At 38.9% G+C, this 16,754-nt stretch carries 18 protein-coding genes; 11 read left to right on the top strand and 7 right to left on the bottom strand.

The features are described from left to right. Positions 1-242 precede the first annotated feature (242 nt). Complete coding sequence (locus tag MHB65_RS13930; RefSeq protein ID WP_342440749.1) at positions 243-2,849, top strand: cation-translocating P-type ATPase; 2,607 nt, start codon at positions 243-245, stop codon at positions 2,847-2,849. Between the two features lie 47 nt (positions 2,850-2,896). On the opposite strand, the gene MHB65_RS13925 is transcribed toward MHB65_RS13930, so the two are convergent. Both MHB65_RS13925 and MHB65_RS13920 read right to left on the bottom strand, forming a co-directional pair. Next, on the bottom strand, positions 2,897-3,379 hold the full coding sequence (locus MHB65_RS13925) for a DUF3231 family protein (protein WP_243456224.1): 483 nt from the start codon (positions 3,377-3,379) through the stop codon (positions 2,897-2,899). A gap of 97 nt (positions 3,380-3,476) precedes the next feature. After that, positions 3,477-4,133, bottom strand: coding sequence for a cupin domain-containing protein (locus MHB65_RS13920; protein ID WP_342443743.1), 657 nt, complete (start codon positions 4,131-4,133; stop codon positions 3,477-3,479). A gap of 244 nt (positions 4,134-4,377) precedes the next feature. On the opposite strand from MHB65_RS13920, the gene MHB65_RS13915 reads away from it, so the two are divergent. From MHB65_RS13915 to MHB65_RS13900, 4 genes are read left to right on the top strand one after another with little or no spacing between them, the layout of a single operon-like run. Then, positions 4,378-4,599, top strand: coding sequence for a transcriptional regulator (locus MHB65_RS13915; RefSeq protein WP_205443991.1), 222 nt, complete (start codon positions 4,378-4,380; stop codon positions 4,597-4,599). Beyond that, complete coding sequence (locus MHB65_RS13910; RefSeq protein ID WP_342440748.1) at positions 4,596-5,855, top strand: UV damage repair protein UvrX; 1,260 nt, start codon at positions 4,596-4,598, stop codon at positions 5,853-5,855. Before MHB65_RS13915 ends, MHB65_RS13910 begins: the two co-directional genes overlap by 4 nt. 11 nt (positions 5,856-5,866) lie before the next feature. After that, on the top strand, positions 5,867-6,202 hold the full coding sequence (locus tag MHB65_RS13905; RefSeq protein ID WP_205443988.1) for a YolD-like family protein: 336 nt from the start codon (positions 5,867-5,869) through the stop codon (positions 6,200-6,202). After that, positions 6,186-6,539, top strand: a complete 354-nt coding sequence (locus tag MHB65_RS13900) for an aconitate hydratase (RefSeq protein WP_342440747.1) — start codon at positions 6,186-6,188, stop codon at positions 6,537-6,539. The genes MHB65_RS13905 and MHB65_RS13900 overlap by 17 nt, the downstream gene beginning before the upstream one ends. A gap of 188 nt (positions 6,540-6,727) precedes the next feature. Here the strand turns inward: MHB65_RS13900 and MHB65_RS13895 are convergent, their stop codons facing one another. Continuing rightward, positions 6,728-6,940, bottom strand: a complete 213-nt coding sequence (locus MHB65_RS13895; protein ID WP_342440746.1) for a hypothetical protein — start codon at positions 6,938-6,940, stop codon at positions 6,728-6,730. A 507-nt stretch (positions 6,941-7,447) separates the two neighbouring features. Here MHB65_RS13895 and MHB65_RS13890 point away from each other — a divergent pair. From MHB65_RS13890 to MHB65_RS13865, 6 genes are all read left to right on the top strand, one after another. After that, positions 7,448-8,401, top strand: a complete 954-nt coding sequence (locus MHB65_RS13890; RefSeq protein WP_342440745.1) for an AraC family transcriptional regulator — start codon at positions 7,448-7,450, stop codon at positions 8,399-8,401. Positions 8,402-8,513: 112 nt separating this feature from the next. Beyond that, positions 8,514-10,289, top strand: a complete 1,776-nt coding sequence (locus MHB65_RS13885) for an ABC transporter ATP-binding protein (protein ID WP_342440744.1) — start codon at positions 8,514-8,516, stop codon at positions 10,287-10,289. After that, complete coding sequence (locus tag MHB65_RS13880) at positions 10,283-12,028, top strand: ABC transporter ATP-binding protein (protein ID WP_342440743.1); 1,746 nt, start codon at positions 10,283-10,285, stop codon at positions 12,026-12,028. Before MHB65_RS13885 ends, MHB65_RS13880 begins: the two co-directional genes overlap by 7 nt. Before the next feature lie 10 nt (positions 12,029-12,038). Beyond that, entirely contained in the window at positions 12,039-12,626 is a 588-nt protein-coding gene (locus MHB65_RS13875) for an MptD family putative ECF transporter S component (RefSeq protein WP_342440742.1), read from the top strand. After that, a complete protein-coding gene (locus MHB65_RS13870) occupies positions 12,623-13,300 on the top strand; it encodes an energy-coupling factor transporter transmembrane component T (RefSeq protein ID WP_342440741.1) in 678 nt (225 codons plus the stop codon). The genes MHB65_RS13875 and MHB65_RS13870 overlap by 4 nt, the downstream gene beginning before the upstream one ends. After that, positions 13,293-14,678, top strand: coding sequence for an ABC transporter ATP-binding protein (locus MHB65_RS13865; RefSeq protein WP_342440740.1), 1,386 nt, complete (start codon positions 13,293-13,295; stop codon positions 14,676-14,678). The genes MHB65_RS13870 and MHB65_RS13865 overlap by 8 nt, the downstream gene beginning before the upstream one ends. 46 nt (positions 14,679-14,724) lie before the next feature. Here the strand turns inward: MHB65_RS13865 and MHB65_RS13860 are convergent, their stop codons facing one another. The 4 genes from MHB65_RS13860 to MHB65_RS13845 form a co-directional block, all read right to left on the bottom strand. After that, entirely contained in the window at positions 14,725-15,201 is a 477-nt protein-coding gene (locus MHB65_RS13860) for a GNAT family N-acetyltransferase (protein WP_342440739.1), read from the bottom strand. Positions 15,202-15,288: 87 nt separating this feature from the next. Then, entirely contained in the window at positions 15,289-15,573 is a 285-nt protein-coding gene (locus MHB65_RS13855; protein ID WP_205443985.1) for a hypothetical protein, read from the bottom strand. Between the two features lie 363 nt (positions 15,574-15,936). Then, positions 15,937-16,074 (bottom strand): YjcZ family sporulation protein, encoded by a 138-nt coding sequence (locus tag MHB65_RS13850; RefSeq protein WP_243456223.1) that lies wholly within the window; start codon positions 16,072-16,074, stop codon positions 15,937-15,939. A gap of 385 nt (positions 16,075-16,459) precedes the next feature. Beyond that, a complete protein-coding gene (locus tag MHB65_RS13845; protein ID WP_342440738.1) occupies positions 16,460-16,684 on the bottom strand; it encodes a hypothetical protein in 225 nt (74 codons plus the stop codon). Between the last annotated feature and the right edge of the window lie 70 nt (positions 16,685-16,754).

Below are 16,754 nucleotides of genomic sequence, written 5' to 3'. Positions count from 1 at the left end.
CATGAAAGGTATTGGGAAAGCCATCCCAATACCTTTTTAATTGGTCTGCATGAATCTATTTTCATACGCTTTCCAAAATTAAATTCTCTATGGTTTCTTAGCATACTCTAATTACCTATGGAATAGATTGTTGTAGTTAATGAATTTTACAGATTTGAGGAGTTTGAGATTTTAAGAGCGAATATTATTTTTAAGAAAAATAGTAGGAGACCTTCATCTCTTGTAAATGGAAGGAGAACCCAATGACTGAATATCATCAACAATCATCTGCTGAAGTCATGAAGATATTGAACGTCACCACACAAGGTTTGACTGATGATGACGTCCAAAAAAGGCAACAGGTCTATGGCTATAATGTATTAGAGGAAGGGAAAAAAACAAGTACGTTGGCTGTTTTCATGGGCCAATTTAAAGATTTATTGGTCATCATTTTACTCGTTGCTGCCATTGTTTCCTTTCTACTAGGAGAAGTAGAAAGCACCATTGTGATCATGATTGTGGTCATTTTAAATGCCATTTTAGGTACAGTGCAGCATGTCAAGGCAGAACAGTCACTAGATAATCTGAAAGCCTTGACCTCTCCCATTGCCAAGGTCATGCGCAATAATCAACTAGTAGAAATTCCTTCTGAAGAAATTGTAGTAGGAGACCTTCTGATGTTGGAGGCAGGGGACTATATCAATGCAGATGGCAGACTACTAGAAAGCCATAATTTACACATCAACGAAAGCTCTCTTACAGGCGAATCGATAGCTGTGGCCAAAAGTACAGACCCTATTCGAAAAAACAATATCACCATTGCGGATAAGAAAAATATGGTGTACTCAGGAAGCTTTGTGACCAATGGACGTGGCATCGTGATGGTTACGGCAATCGGGATGCAGACGGAAATCGGAAAAATTGCGAATTTACTCGATACAGCCAAGGAAAAGAAAACACCGTTACAGATTAGCCTCGATCAATTCGGTGAAAAATTAGCATTAGGGATTACGCTGATTTGTTTAGCGATTTTTACGATTGACCTTATTCGAGGACGAGCCTTAGTGGAATCCTTTATGTTTGCCGTATCTCTTGCTGTTGCGGCTATTCCAGAGGCTTTGAGCTCCATTGTGACCATCGTATTAGCTTTTGGCACCCAAAAGATGGCGAAGGAAAATGCGATCATTCGCAAGCTGTATGCTGTTGAAAGCTTAGGGAGTGTATCGGTCATTTGTTCTGATAAAACAGGTACTTTAACAGAAAATAAAATGGTGGTACAGGAAGTTTTTGTAGACCAGAAGAAGATTCCCCATGATTGGCTTAATCCAACGAACCCAGTGGAAAAAGAGCTAATGGTAAAAGCCCTTTTATGTAGTGATGCTGTAGAGCGTGAGCAGAAAGAAATCGGCGATCCTACAGAAATTGCGCTTGTGAAATTGGGGAAACAGTATGGTTTAGATGAATTGAATATCCGCGAGCAATATCCACGTCTGGCTGAAATTCCATTTGATTCGACGAGGAAGCTCATGAGCACTGTCAATCAGATGGACAAGCAACCCGTCATGATTACCAAAGGGGCTTTAGATGTACTCTTGCCAAAAGTGACACGAATCAAAACATCAACAGGCATTTTTGAGATGACCCCGCAGCATCGTCAGAAAATCGAGGCGATGAATCGTGATTTTTCTATGAATGGCTTAAGGGTGTTAGCCATTGCTTATAAGGAGGTATTGCCGCTACAAAAAGTCGATACAAGAGCGGAACGAGATTTAATCTTTGTGGGCTTAGTGGCAATGATGGACCCGCCAAGAAAAGAATCAAAAGAGGCTGTGGAAAGCTGTATAAAAGCAGGTATTAAGCCCGTCATGATTACAGGGGACCATAAAATTACAGCAACGGCTATTGCCGAACAAATTGGTATTTTACAAAATCCAGCAGAAGCGATAGAAGGACATGCACTCGAGGGTCTAACCGATCAAGAGCTACAAGATAAAGTACATGATTATTCTGTGTATGCTCGTGTTACACCAGCCCAAAAAATCCGTATTGTTAAAGCATGGCAGGATAAAGGGCATGTTGTCGCCATGACAGGGGATGGTGTCAATGACGGCCCTGCTCTGAAACAAGCAGATATTGGGGTAGCTATGGGCGTGACGGGCACAGAGGTTGCAAAAGATGCCTCGTCCATGATTTTAACTGATGATAATTTTTCAACGATTGTTAAAGCAATCGCCAATGGCCGTAGCATCTATACAAATATAAAAAATGCCATTCTGTTCTTATTATCTGGAAATGCAGGCGCTATTTTTGTCGTGTTGTATGCAACGGTTCTGGGCTTACCTGTTCCTTTTGCACCTGTCCATCTATTATTCATCAACTTATTAACAGATAGTCTGCCAGCTATCGCCATCGGTTTAGAGCCAAATAATAAGAAAACAATGAAGGACAAGCCTAGAAACATTCATACTCCTTTATTAAATAAAGCCTTTACCACACAAGTCGTGCTTGAAGGGATATTAATCGCCATTTCCACCATTATTGCGTTTCAAATCGGTTTATCGACAGGTGATACGTTAACAGCGAGCACGATGGCCTTTACAACACTATGCTTATCAAGGTTAGTGCATGGCTTTAACTCTCGATCCAAGCAATCCATTTTTGCTATTGGTGTATTTTCGAATAAATATACGTGGTTTGCCTTTATCATTGGTGTGCTAAGTTTACACATTGTTTTATTTATGCCAATGCTTACAACGGTCTTTGAGGTAGCTCCATTAACACTAGCACAGCTAGGCTTTATTTATAGCCTATCGGTGTTACCATTCCTAGTCAATCAATGGTATAAGCTACTGTTTGTGAGAAATCGATAATAGATAAAAAAAGAAGCTTCCGTTAGGTAATAAACGGAGGCTTCTTTTTAGCGTGGAGAGGCTAATAACCAGCCTTTACTCTTACTTAGGTCAATCAATTTCGCTCCAAGTAGGGCATAACGCATATGGAGTTCACCATACTTGGTTAGATGTGTTTTCTTTACTGCCAGTTCTAAAGCTTGGCTTACGGCAATCAAAGAGGAGGCAATATTCATCGATAAAATAGCACTAATTTCGCTATCATTAATGAAAGATTTTCCACGAATATCCGTTATTTTCATTTTGCTGTACTCTATCGATGCTGTTGGTGCTAGCACACCATTTTCCTTTAATAGCAGTGTTAGCTGTTTATTTTCTTCTTTTAAACATTGAATAAATTCCAATGTTAGGATTTTTAAGTTTTTATCACGCGTATGCTTAAAAAAAGCATGGCTTGAAGCAATATAGCCTTGATTGACACCGAGCTGTGACCAAAGCTTAAAAATCTCCTTAAATCGTAATGATGCTAGATTTTCATTTATCATTGTCATCCTGACACTTCCTAACTCTTAGTTTGATTTAAGATTAGGATGGAGCAGTAAATGACATTCTATTCATCTTTTACAATAAAAAATGAATAAGAGGTCGCTAATAGTACGTGCCATAAGGATACGTATGAGGGTAACGATATGGATAAGGGTATGGACATGGTTTCATATATTGCTGTGGCATAGTTGGTTTATAAGGGGCTTGATCGATTGCTGATTTGACACGATTGCAGCCTTTTGCTGGTCCAATATAAGTTGTAGGAACAATCGGTGCAATAGTTTTCTTCCATTGCTCTTCATCTAAACAATACGTATGGGCCATAATATTGGCTGGTGTGAATTTTAAGATATCAGAGCCTAAAATGACCTCTGGCGTTGGCGCATCAAAAATAGCGAGTAGATGTGTGTTATCTTCTGTTGCTACCTCATAATGCCACCAGCCCTGTGGTATATTGGCAACTTGCCCAGGCTTGATGGGATAGTTTTGAATTTTCTTGGTAAAGGGATTCAATAGAGAAACCGTTGCTGCTCCTGCAATACAATAGACAAGCTCGGCTGCATTTTGATGGTAATGTGGCTCGATGACATTGTCTTTACTTAAAAAAATATCAAGCAAAGATGTATTTTCTAATGTATTTAATTGTTCCACACCGAGAATATTAATGTAATTTCGGGAGTCTTTTTTAAAAAGCGTACTTTTATTGACATCAAACGTGAACGCTGCAGAAGGGGAGCTATAATCGATATTTGAGCTGATACTTACATCCTTTCTCATGTAAATTGAGCTATTCATCATCATAGATTATGTTTTAAGGGCTTCTAGACTTACACAAATGCCTAGATGCAGCTAGCATCTATCTGGATAAAAATTAGCTAAAATTACCACTTCTATTTCAGAACGTATGTGCGTATAATGAAAACACAAACGTTTGTTCTTAGTTATGAAAAACTCTGTTCAACATGTAACGCACGTAAACAGAGTCAGTAAAGGAGCATTCAACATGAAAGAACAGTTAATAAAAGCCATGCACCGTCACCAAATCGTCCACATGATGTATATAGCGAAATCAGGTGCCATTACAAAAAGGCGCGTGAAAATCATCAACATCACAGGTGATTCCTTTACCGCCTTTTGCTTTACAAGGCTAGCGAAGCGTACGTTTCTTATTAACAATGTTCTAGCACTTCTGCCTATTTTACAGCGAGAGTCTGAGGTCATATGAATTACGACGACTTCCCACAAAGAGATATTTTTTGTATTGATATGAAATGTTTTTATGCGAGCTGTATCGCTATGCTAGAAGGGCTAGATGTTCTGACAGATCCGATTGCCGTCATCGGTAATTTTGAGCAACCAGGCAGTATTGTTCTGGCTGCTTCCCCGATGATGAAAGAAAAATTTAACATTAAAACAGGGAATCGACGTTATGAAATTCCCCAACACCCAGATATTAAGCTGTTTGAGCCAAAAATGTCCTTTTTTCTAGAGATGTCCATGGCCATTACGCGTCTGATTGCACAATATGTCCCTCCAGAGGCGATCCATGTTTATAGTGTGGATGAAAGCTTTGTAGATCTAACGGGAACAGAGCAACTTTGGGGCTCACCTGAGCAGGTAGCCAAATTGATTCAGGAAGATATCTATGAAAAGTTTCGCATTCCGTCCGCAATTGGCATGGGACCAAATATGCTGATGGCTAAATTAGCGTTAGATCTAGAGGCAAAAAAGTCAGGCTTTGCCAAATGGACCTATGCAGATGTGCCACCAAAGCTTTGGCCAGTACGTTCTTTATCTGATATGTGGGGGATTGGTAAACAGATGGCAGCCAATTTAAATGCGATGGGCATCCAAACAGTCGGTGGATTAGCCCATGCCGATTTAGCCGAATTAGAAAAGCGTTTTGGTATTATGGGTAATCAATACTATTACCATGCATGGGGCATTGATCTCTCCACATTGGGGGAGCCACTAGTGAACAATGCGGCATTAAGCTTTGGGAAGGGCCAAATGCTGATGAAGGATTATCACACACGAAAGGATATTGCGGTTGTGCTGTTAGAAATGTGTGAGGATGTGATGCGACGTACACGAGAAGCGGGGTATGTAGGGCGGACTGTTAGCTTGGGGCTCTCTTATAGTCGCAATGCGATGACAAAAGGGTTCCATCGCTCAAGAACCATCGAAAGTCCAACTAATGAGACCCTTGTCATGTATCAGACATGTCTGGCCTTACTAGATGAGCATTTTGCGGGTGAGCCAGCACGTCAATTATCTGTTAGACTGACAAACCTAGAGCCAGAGCGTAGTATTCAACTTGATTTATTTGATGAGCGGAGGGAACAACGACAGGTCATTGGTCATGTCATGGATGCAATTCGCAGAAAATATGGAGTGGTGGCCTTATTACGCGCAGCCTCCTATACAAACGCTGGTACGGCTATTTCACGGAATCGCTTAGTTGGCGGGCATTTAGCATAAGGAGTGAAAAAATGATAAGAGATAGAGGAACGATGAAATGGACAGCGATGATGCTACCAGAGCATTTAATGCTTTTGAAGGCGTGGAAACAAGAGATGTTGACAGAGTCACCTCGGGAACATGCTGAATGGGAGCTTGAAGAATTACAGCAAACAATCACACGAGCATTCGTACAACATAACTATATTATGTTAACTATATGGGAACATGGTAACTATGTGCAATGGGGAGGTACCATTCAAGCAATGAACGAGGAGCAGTTGCTACTTGAAACCATTACCACAACGAAGCATATTCCCTTAAGGTATATTTATGCTGCTCGTATAGAAGATGATGGCTGTGATTAATGGAGAGCAACGACGATTATTACATCAATATTTGCTGCTTGATTTAGCCGTGAAATCCTTGCAGCACGATCTGACAGTGGCAGAACATTTTAAGATGAAGCGTGTATTTTTACCTGCCATGGATGCCTTGTTAAAGCAGCTACACAAAGATTATTTTCAATTGAAACGTCAGCTCGCCCAACAAAAAATACGATTAGTTGGCTGGCACCGGATTGATGACTACTTTAGTGATGTGCAAGTGGCTACCGCAGGCAATGATGAGGTGCTACGCTATGCCAACCAAGCATTAAAAACCCAGGTGGAGGAGCTTATGAATAAACATCTACACAATGCCTAGGCTGACGTTTACGACGAAAAAGCCAAAAGCTGATGACAAGAATGGTCAGCTTTTGGCTGGCTTTATTTCTCGATAGGTTTCACATCCATTTGCTCAACAAGAAATTCATTGTTAGAACGATTAAATTGATAGGTGATACGAACATCGGCTACATAAATGAGTGAGAGGCCAATCGATGCGGGGATGTTTCACATGATTTTCTGATTTGCCACTGTATAAACGATCACGCCACCGAAAGCAAGTTGCGCTTGATTGACATCTGGTGCTGGATCAAAATCATAATCAAATGTAGATTCTTTTCCTTGCACTTTCATCGTAATCGCTAATGTGCCATCATTATTTTTAGTAATCGTTGATTCAATATGAGGTGCAACGATGTCTTCATAATGTTGGACGTTCATCTCCGAAAAATCCTCTACATTTACAACATGAATCGCATAGTGATTGAAGCCTGTCCCTCGTCCAGTTTGGCTAATAATAACAGCCTCTTCCTTATGATCATTTGTCAGATTCGTATAAAATAACTGGGGCTGAGTTCATGTATCAGGGATTGTCCAGTCAAAATTTTTCCGCTTACCATCGATATCCAACGTTACGCCTGTTAGTTCATTTTGAGCTTCATTCAGTGCATATAATTTCTTTGGAAACGGCAATCAATGGAGCCTCATACTTTGTCTCGAGCTGTGTTGAGACCTGTTCACTAGGAGCGTTTACTATCTCGTTTGGAACAGCAGCACTACATCCAACTAGTAGAGAAATCCCGAACAACCATATCCCCATCTCTTTTTTCAATGTCTAGAAGCTACCTTTTTTATAGCTGTTTGACTATATTATCGTATACAAACATGCCACATAGTAGTTGAATTCGTGAAGGAAAAACTTATATGCTATAAGGTGGAGGTGTAACGATGAAATTTGAAACGTTTCATAAAGTAAATTCGTTTAAGCCATCACATCAAGACAAAGGCTCTATTTATTTTGAGATGGTGGGTGAAAATAGAAAAGGAAGCATGTATTTTATCGAGGTGTTTGAGGGGATATCGGTTACATTTAATGATTTTGAGGCGGAAACATTTGATGAAAAAAGCTTTACACATTCTCCATTATTATCCCTGAACTACTGTCATGAGGGGCGAATAGAGTGTGACTCCAAAAAGGGCAAAAGGATTTTTTTAAACCCTAACCAAATCCTTGTGACATGGCTTAACGAAACATTTGAAGATTTTCATATTCCCTCTCTTTTTTTTAAAGGGATTACGGTCACAGTAGATGTTGAAAATTTAGGAGAAAGCACGCTAGAGGATCTATCTTCACATCGGATTGATTGGCAAAAAGTAATGGCAAATATAGAAAAAATAAAGTTTTGTGTAATGGATTGTTATTCAACACCTGTTCTTAGCTTATTTAAAGATTTAATGGACAGCCCATTAAAATATGATATCCCCTATTTGAAGATAAAAGTATTAGAAGCATTGTACATCATAGCCTCCTTACCATTAGAAAAATATATGATTTCATCTGACTATATAGAAAATAGACATTGCGAGATGATGAAAAAGGTGGCACATTATATTGTGAATCACCATGCTTCCCCTTTAACATTAAAAGACCTGTGTGAGGCATTTGATTTTAAAGAATCCTCTTTAAAGAAAAATTTTACATTAACCTATGGTATGTCGATTACAGCGTATCTTCAAAAATGTCGTGTGTATCAGGCAAGTCGCTTGCTTGCCACAACAAATGAGTCGATTTTAGAGATTGCTGAAAAGGTAGGCTATAAAAACCCGAGTAAATTTTCAGAAATATTTAAACGAGAAAAAGGGATGACCCCATTAGGCTATCGAAATCATCTTAAAGGCTAAATGGAGTAAAAATGACTGAATAGAGTAGAAGCGAAAAAGTTGAATATGCTAACGTATAATACAATTGATAATGATTATCAGTTGTATTTTTTGTTTTGAGGAGGGCATTCAAATGAAAGAGAATTGGGTGATGTATACATGGCAATTTACAGAAAATAATCGTCCACAAGTGATAACGGCCATTATGCTTGGCATCATGAGTATGTTCATGGGGATCATTCCGTATTTTGGGGTTTTTAAAATCCTCGATCATTTCTTCAATGGAACGATTACAATACCACATATTTTATTGTGGAGTACTCTTAGCATCATCAGCTTTGTGGCAAAACATGTCCTGTTTGGGTTTGCAACAACGATGGCCCACGATGCAGCGTATACGATTTTAGAAAATATTCGCTTACGTTTAACCGCTAAAATGACGAAATTGCCCTTGGGGAAAATGTTGAATGAGCGAATTGGTAAATTAAAGAACTTGGTCATTGATCAAGTAGAAACAATCGAATTGCCTTTATCTCATTTGATTCCAGAGGGGATATCGTATGCTTTATTACCCTTCACTATTTTTGTTTACTTATTCATGCTGGATTGGCGAATGGCCATTGTTTCCCTTATTACTATACCACTTGCCCTCATCCCATTTTTAGTGGCTTTAAAATCATTGAATAAAAATTATGGCCCTTATATGGAGGCCAGTCATGAGGTTAATAGTGTCCTTGTCGAATATTCGGAGGGATTAGAGGTCATCAAAACCTTCAATCAAACAAGCCAGTCTTATACAAAGTTTGAATCGGCTGTTGTGGATTTTAAAGCATATACGGTGAATTGGTTCACAAGTTCCATTAAAACGTTGAGCATGATTTCAGCGATTTTACCATCATCATTAATTGGTACCTTACCGCTAGGCCTATATTTATATACGATTGGTGAGCTTACACCAACAGCGTATATTTTATGTCTGCTCCTTTCAATCGGTATCATCGAACCACTCACAAAATTTGCGCTATTCACGAACCATGTCAAGCAAATTCAATATTCGGTAGAAATTGTCCAGCAATTTTTAACGCTTGAAGAATTACCGAATGTCACACAATCGGTATCATTGTCAGAACAACTATCTATTGAATTAAAAAATATATCGTTTCAATATGATGCTGACAAACCCGTTGTGGTAAAGGACATTCAGTTGACGATTCCAGAGGGGCAATTCATCGCCTTTGTGGGGCCATCAGGATCTGGTAAATCTACTGTAGCTAAATTAATCACTCGATTTTGGGACCCTACAAAGGGAGATATTTTTATTGGACACACCAATATCAAAAATATGCCACTAGATCAGCTGGCGGATACGATTAGCTTTGTGACGCAGGATAATTTCTTATTTAATGATACCTTGTTGGAAAACATTCGTTATGGCAATCCACAGGCAACAGATGAACAAGTCATAGGGGCAGCGAAAGCAGCCTGTTGCGATGAATTCATTCGATATTTTGATAAGGGCTATGAAACAACTGTTGGAGAGGCTGGTGGACGTCTGTCTGGTGGCGAACGGCAACGAATCGCATTGGCACGTGCCATATTAAAAGATGCACCAATTGTCATTTTGGATGAGGCGACAGCCTTTACAGATCCTGAAAATGAAGTGAAAATTCAACAATCTCTACGTCATTTAACCAAGAATAAAACGTTGATTGTCATCGCGCATCGTTTAACTACTGTGAAGGATGCAGATCACCTATATGTGTTGAATAATGGTGAAATTGTGGAGGAAGGACAGCATGAAGAATTATTACGTTTAGGCAAATGCTATCACAACATGTGGCATGCCCATATAAATGCGCAACAGATAGCAGTCCATCATGACGCGAAGGAGGTGAAGCCATCTTGCTGAAAACAATACAAAGAATGCTGTTATGGTGCGCCCCATTTAAAAAGCGTTTATATTTAGGTTTTTTCGTGTCGTTTATCCATTCATTTTTTGTAGCCATTCCGATTATTTTAGCAGGCTATGCCATGAATCTGATGCTAGAGCATATGCATGGGAAGCTAACGATTTCGACTACCCATTTTATGACCCTTTTTGCAGGGCTGATCGTTTCAGTTTTAGGCAGATATGGATGTACCTATTTACGAGCAGTCCTGCAAGATATGATTGCCTATGAAATAACAGCAGAAAAAAGGTTGACGATTGGTAGGAAGATGAAGCAGGTGCCTTTAAGCTTTTTTAAAAAGAATGATAAAGGGATGCTAACGTCTGCCATTTCAACAGATTTAGGATTTATTGAAATGCACAGTATCAAAATGCTCGATACGATTATCAATGGCTATTTGAGCTTGCTCGCTTTCATGATTGTACTGGCCTTCTATCATTGGCAAGTGATTTTTATTGCTATCATAGGCACGCTCATTTCACTTTATTTCTTAAATCAAATTGGCGTTAAAGCGCGTGAAAATGCCAGTGAATTTCAACGGGCTCGCGATATGATGACAGCTGCGACCCTTGAATTTATCAGAGGAATGGCCATTGTGAAGTCATTCAAATTACAGGGCTTAGCCAGTACATCCCTAAAAGAATCGTTTGAAAAGGCCAAGAAAATCAACATTAAAATCGAAAAGGATTTTGTTGTGCCTAACCAAATTCATCTAGCGGTTTTAAAAGTGACAACAATCGCTATTATTATAGCAGTCAGTTTACTATGCTATAACCATCAAATGGCCATACCTGAGATGGTGGTCTTTATAGTCTTTGCCTTTACGATGTTTCGAGGTGTAGAGGCAATGAATGATGCGATGCATATCTTAAAGGTGCTTGATGAAACGTTTGATAAATTAGACAGCCTTGAAGCGGTTGCTGCTATGGATGAGACAGGCAAAACCATCTCATTAAATAACTATGATATTGAATTTAAACATGTGTCATTTCGTTACGATGACACGCCTGTGCTTACAAACGTTGATTTTCTTATTCCACAGCAACAGACAACAGCGATTGTTGGACCATCAGGATCTGGTAAATCGACAATCTGTCACTTAATAGCGCGATTTTATGATGTGCAACAAGGAGAAATTTTCATTGGACACCAGCCAATTAAGGACATGACAACAGATTCACTATTAAGTCATATAAGTATTGTTTTTCAAAACGTCTACTTATTTAACGACACCATTATGAATAATATTCGTTTTGGGAAGCCAGATGCTACAGAAGAAGAAGTCTATGAAGCGGCTCGAAAGGCGCAATGCCATCAATTTATTATGAATTTACCAGACGGCTATCATACGCAAGTCGGTGAAGCAGGAGCAACATTATCAGGGGGTGAAAAGCAACGGATTTCCATTGCTCGTTCCATTGTGAAGGATGCACCCATTGTGATTTTAGATGAGGCCACTGCCAGTATGGACCCAGAAAATGAACATCTCATCCAAGAGGCCATCAATGAATTAGTCGCAGGAAAAACATTAATCATCATTGCGCATCGTTTAAAAACCATTGAGCAAGCAGACCAAATTCTAGTATTAGACAATGGGAAGCTCGTTCAAAAAGGAACACATCAGGAATTAATCAAAGAAATAGGTACTTATAAAAAATTAATGGATTGTCGTAAAGAAATGGAAGCATGGACACTTTAGGAGGATTAGGATGAAGAACAAATGGACTGTAAATGATTTTATTTCATTGGCTATTTTTAATATGATCATATTCGTAGCATGGATGATTGGTGCGATGACAAATATTTTTTTAGGAGAAATTTATTCGCAAATCATATCAGGTCTACTGGCTACACCATTTATGTTTGTTTTAGCAAATAAAGTGAATAAACGAGGCGTCTTTTTATGCTCAGCACTTTGTTTGGGACTTTTGATGGCTATACTAGGCATGGTTTATTACATCATCATCTACATTGTGTTTGGGATGGTTGTGGAATTGATTTGTTGGAAGAAGGGAAGCTATCAACATCCATTGAAACTGACAATTGGCATGGCTGTCTATCAAATCGGTTATGTGCTAGCAGGTGTCTTCCCATTGTTTATGTTCCGTAAGCAATATTTACAATCCCTAGAAGCCAGCTATACGACCCCGGAATCATTAAATCACATGCTGTATTATTATGAAACACCAAGTATGATCTTAGGCATGTGTGCAATGGCTACAGTAGGGGTTTTAATAGGAGGATTAATCGGAAATTCCCTTCTCAATCGTCATGTGAAAAAGGCTAGTTTACTATGATACAAAATGATCCTCGTACTCATTTAATCGTGTTACTAGCAATGAGTATATTCGTTTTATTCAATGAGTCACAATGGCAAATTTATAGCATGCTAGTCTTTAGTATGGTCTATATGCTGTTACATGGCGCATGGAAACAAGCTATTCATGCCGTTGTTACATATGTTCTTTTAAGGATGTTGCTTCTTGTTATGCCCATTGTCATGCCTGGTTTAGCACCTGTCGTCTTTTCAGTTACACAAATTTATCCTGTTTTTATGATTGGTTTCGTTTTTACCGCTTCCAATGGAAGTAGAATTCTGTATGCTTTAGATGCACTAAGATTGCCCAAACCGTTTTTAATTGTAACGATGATTTTTTTACGTTTTTTTCATTTACTTCTGAAAGAAATCCAGACTATTTATGAAGGTATAAGGGTGAGGGGAATTTTTCCTACGCCCTTTCATCTTATCAGGCATCCTTTTGTTGCCTATGAATGCCTAGTTGTTCCGCTAACGTTTCGCTGCCTAAAGCTTTCTAGTGAATTGGCTGTCGCAGCTGAAATACGTGGCATTGAATGTCAGCAGCAACGTACCACCGTAGCTAAAACCAATTTTAGCGTAAATGATGTCCTCACAGTTTTGGTTTTACTCGCACTTAGTTTGTGGATCATGGTAGGTGATTTTAGTGATTGAATTTAAACAAGTTACATTCCAATATGAAGGTGCAGAGAGTGGTGTATCTCAAATTGATTTCACTCTACCAGAGGGTACATGTACCATACTTTGTGGAAGATCGGGTCACGGGAAAAGCACCATTTTAAGACTATTAATGGGGCTCATGCCAAATATTTATCCTGGCAAGCAGGAAGGAAAGATGACTGTTTTTGGAAAAGAACCGAGTACTTTTACACCTGAAGAGAGAGCATCAGTGATTGGTGTTGTTTTTCAAGATCCAAGAAGTCAATTTTTTATGTCGAATGTACAGGATGAAATTTTATTTGCTGCCAATAATCTGGGACGCTCTAAGGAAAATATGGTGAGGGAATTGGCCATACATGCGGAAAAATACCAAGTTAAGGAGTTGCTTGATAAAGATGTTGCCTATCTGTCCAGTGGAGAAAAGCAACGTGTCGCCATAGCAGCAGCAACATTTTTAAAGCCTAAATTATTAATTTTAGACGAACCGACAGCCAATTTAGATTCAAAGACGATGCAACTATTAACAGCAACATTAATCAAGCTTAAACAGGATGGGACAACAATTGTTATAAGTGATCACCGATTGTTTAGCTATCGACAATTGGCTGATCGTTTTATTGTATTGAATAAAGGTCAAGTAGTATTAGATCTTCATGCAGAACAGTTTCTAGCACTTTCTAATGAGATGTATCATCAATACGGATTGCGCTATCCAACGATGGGTATGAATAACTTACTAGAGAAGGTGAAGCAAGAAGCACCAAATAGCTTACAAATAAAAGATTTACAGTATGTTTATAAAAAAAGTAAAAAGGGCTTTCAGCATTTTCAGGCACAGGTTCAGAGTGGAAGGGTGATCGCGATTGCAGGCGCAAATGGGGCAGGAAAGACCACGCTATGTAAGGTATTAGCGGGACTATACAAACAGCAAAAAGGGCAAATTCTTTTAAACGATAACGTATTATCCCCATCACGGCGAAGCAAGCTATCCTATTTTGTCATGCAGGATCCAGACTATCAACTGTATGCAGAAAGCGTGGGCCATGAAATCGTGCTAGGTCGACAGCTAACAGAGATGTTAAGAAACAAAGCAATCGAAGCACTGGAACATTTCTCGCTTGTCCCATTGAATGACAGGCACCCCGCATCACTATCAGGTGGAGAAAAGCAGCGTGTGACACTAGCAGCCGCGTCTATAGCAGATGCACAAATTATACTGTTAGACGAGCCTACTAGCGGGTTAGATGGAGCAAATATGTTAAAAGTAGCGAAGTGGGTGCAGCACATGGCCAATCAAAATAAATTTGTCTTTGTCATAACACATGATGAGGATTTCATTGCCACTGTTTGTGATGAAGTTTTCATTCTATAAAGGTAACGTCACTCATTTAGAATAAAGCAAGTGAGTGACGTTTTCTTTAAAGCGGCAAATTCAAAACGATTTGCTCACCAATAGGCCCCATTCTTCTTACGCCATGATCCACAAAGCCTACTTTGATATACAAATTCTGTGCAGCTATATTTTTATGATTGACGACTAACACCACTTCGTTACATTCTTTAAATTCCTGCTTCACAAAATCAGCAAGAGCAAACATGGCCATTTTAGCATAGCCCTTACCTTGCTGCTGATGATCGATGGATAGGGCAGTTAGTAACATGGCCTGAGGATTACTAGAATACTCCTTAACCCTGTCCGTTGCATGAAGAACAAAAAAGCCAACAGGTACATCATCACTTAAAATCACAATCGGATATTGTCCTACCTTTTCAATCGCAATCTCTTTAGGAAGAGCTGTAAATTGGTGTTGTTCTTCAGGTAATTCAAAACGATTTAACTGTTCTACGTAGTTTTTAGAGAAATGTACTAACGCAATACTCGTTGTTTTTTGCATAAAAAAGCCTCCTTTTTTTATATTTTAAACATAGAACAAACGTTCGTCAAGGAGGCTTGTATAAAAATAATATGGGGGCAGGTCATTTTAACTTAATAGGGTACCAAAAAATAAAATAAAAGAAATACTAATAATCACAATAAGAGTGATCACCATTGTCAAAATTCCTCGAAGCAAGGTCGTTAAATTTTTCACATCTTTCATGCCGACCAGGCTTAGATAAAAGCAGGCAATGGACAAGAGAAGTGTCAATAGTAATGGATGGAAATGAAGATGTGTGTCAAAGAAGCCTTTCAATGTGCCTGATAGAAAAAATAGTAGGATGCAACCCAAAGATAAAATAAATGACCAAAAATTTAAATTAATTCTCATTATTTTCCTCCTTCCTATAAAAACGAATTTGTTGTAGGAATGTTTCGATGATTCCGCTTGATAGGGAAAAGGAGAAACTAAACGAGCAGTTGCTAAAAAAGGGTCACTTGGACGAAAGTGACCCAAAGTACCATAAAGGAGTATAAAGTAAAGTTGAAAGAACTTTACACTACTATTAGTATGTGAAGCTAGCTGTTTAAGATAGTTATCTATCTCAGCCGCTAGCTATTAATTGTTTGTCAAAAATAAAATGAGCTAGAAAAAAACGATGAGGGGGAGTTTAGAGGAATAGCTGGGTAGCGTTTCATTGTAAAAGGCTTTAGCTTCTGTAATGGAACAGAGGCTAAAGCCCGAGGCGATCAATTAACACATAAAGCTAGCACCAACGATAATAAGAAGGATGAATAGTACAACAATAAGCACGAATGTCGAGCTATTGCCACTTCCATTGTCCCCGCCACAGTAACTATTGAAATTACTAACATTTCCATAGTAACTCATGAAACATACCTCCTTTCTTTCTTCTAAAGTATGTACAGGACAAAAGGGGGAGCGTTATGGAGCCAAGCCACAATGAGAGAAAATGTAAAAGAGCAAATCATTGCCTGAGTTGAACCTTCATTTTGAACGTTTTACTTTATTATTATGATGAAATAGTAGCTTGAGCTAGTTGTTAGCCTGCGCAGCACTAGAAAATGCTATCACGAGCAGGTAAAGACTTTTTGGCAAGGGGAGGGGGTGATTTCCGTTATGTCAGTGTACGATGAGCCCATTCACTTATTGTGTTTGCTTTCAACTAGTTACAGCATCAAAAATAATGAAACAAATTCTACTAATTGTTTTGTTTTCATCACTATGTAAAAAAACATCCGTTCTAGGATGCTTTTTAGTATAACGACTGCTGCATATGACAAGAAGGGAAGCCGTTCACATCGTGAATCATATGAAGATCGTACTGCTTTAAGGCAAATTGACTTTGATACAAATATTCAAGGACAAGAAGCTTTCCACCTGATACGCCACAGAGGACACCGGAAGTTCCTTGACCATTTGTGAAAGAAACACCAACGGGCTGACCGATTAAATATGGAATTTTATGTTGCCAAGGCACAATAGCCACTCCTTTCACTATAATATATGAAAGGAGAGACTAGAGGTTCTTGCCTTTACTAAATCGTTAC

The sequence above is a fragment of the Lysinibacillus sp. FSL K6-0075 genome, from assembly GCF_038592945.1.
Lineage (GTDB): Bacteria > Bacillota > Bacilli > Bacillales_A > Planococcaceae > Lysinibacillus > Lysinibacillus fusiformis_F.
This window is presented reverse-complemented; position numbering and strand designations above follow the sequence as displayed.

Excerpts from the sequence above, each read along its gene's own strand:
- MHB65_RS13915 (WP_205443991.1), top strand. The coding sequence starts at position 4,378 with ATGAAAGAACAGTTAATAAAAGCCATGCACCGTCACCAAATCGTCCAC.
- MHB65_RS13895 (WP_342440746.1), bottom strand. The coding sequence starts at position 6,940 with ATGAACGTCCAACATTATGAAGACATCGTTGCACCTCATATTGAATCA.
- MHB65_RS13910 (WP_342440748.1), top strand. The coding sequence starts at position 4,596 with ATGAATTACGACGACTTCCCACAAAGAGATATTTTTTGTATTGATATG.
- MHB65_RS13850 (WP_243456223.1), bottom strand. The coding sequence starts at position 16,074 with ATGAGTTACTATGGAAATGTTAGTAATTTCAATAGTTACTGTGGCGGG.
- MHB65_RS13875 (WP_342440742.1), top strand. The coding sequence starts at position 12,039 with ATGAAGAACAAATGGACTGTAAATGATTTTATTTCATTGGCTATTTTT.
- MHB65_RS13870 (WP_342440741.1), top strand. The coding sequence starts at position 12,623 with ATGATACAAAATGATCCTCGTACTCATTTAATCGTGTTACTAGCAATG.
- MHB65_RS13925 (WP_243456224.1), bottom strand. The coding sequence starts at position 3,379 with ATGACAATGATAAATGAAAATCTAGCATCATTACGATTTAAGGAGATT.
- MHB65_RS13855 (WP_205443985.1), bottom strand. The coding sequence starts at position 15,573 with ATGAGAATTAATTTAAATTTTTGGTCATTTATTTTATCTTTGGGTTGC.
- MHB65_RS13860 (WP_342440739.1), bottom strand. The coding sequence starts at position 15,201 with ATGCAAAAAACAACGAGTATTGCGTTAGTACATTTCTCTAAAAACTAC.
- MHB65_RS13900 (WP_342440747.1), top strand. The coding sequence starts at position 6,186 with ATGATGGCTGTGATTAATGGAGAGCAACGACGATTATTACATCAATAT.
- MHB65_RS13930 (WP_342440749.1), top strand. The coding sequence starts at position 243 with ATGACTGAATATCATCAACAATCATCTGCTGAAGTCATGAAGATATTG.
- MHB65_RS13890 (WP_342440745.1), top strand. The coding sequence starts at position 7,448 with ATGAAATTTGAAACGTTTCATAAAGTAAATTCGTTTAAGCCATCACAT.
- MHB65_RS13885 (WP_342440744.1), top strand. The coding sequence starts at position 8,514 with ATGAAAGAGAATTGGGTGATGTATACATGGCAATTTACAGAAAATAAT.
- MHB65_RS13905 (WP_205443988.1), top strand. The coding sequence starts at position 5,867 with ATGATAAGAGATAGAGGAACGATGAAATGGACAGCGATGATGCTACCA.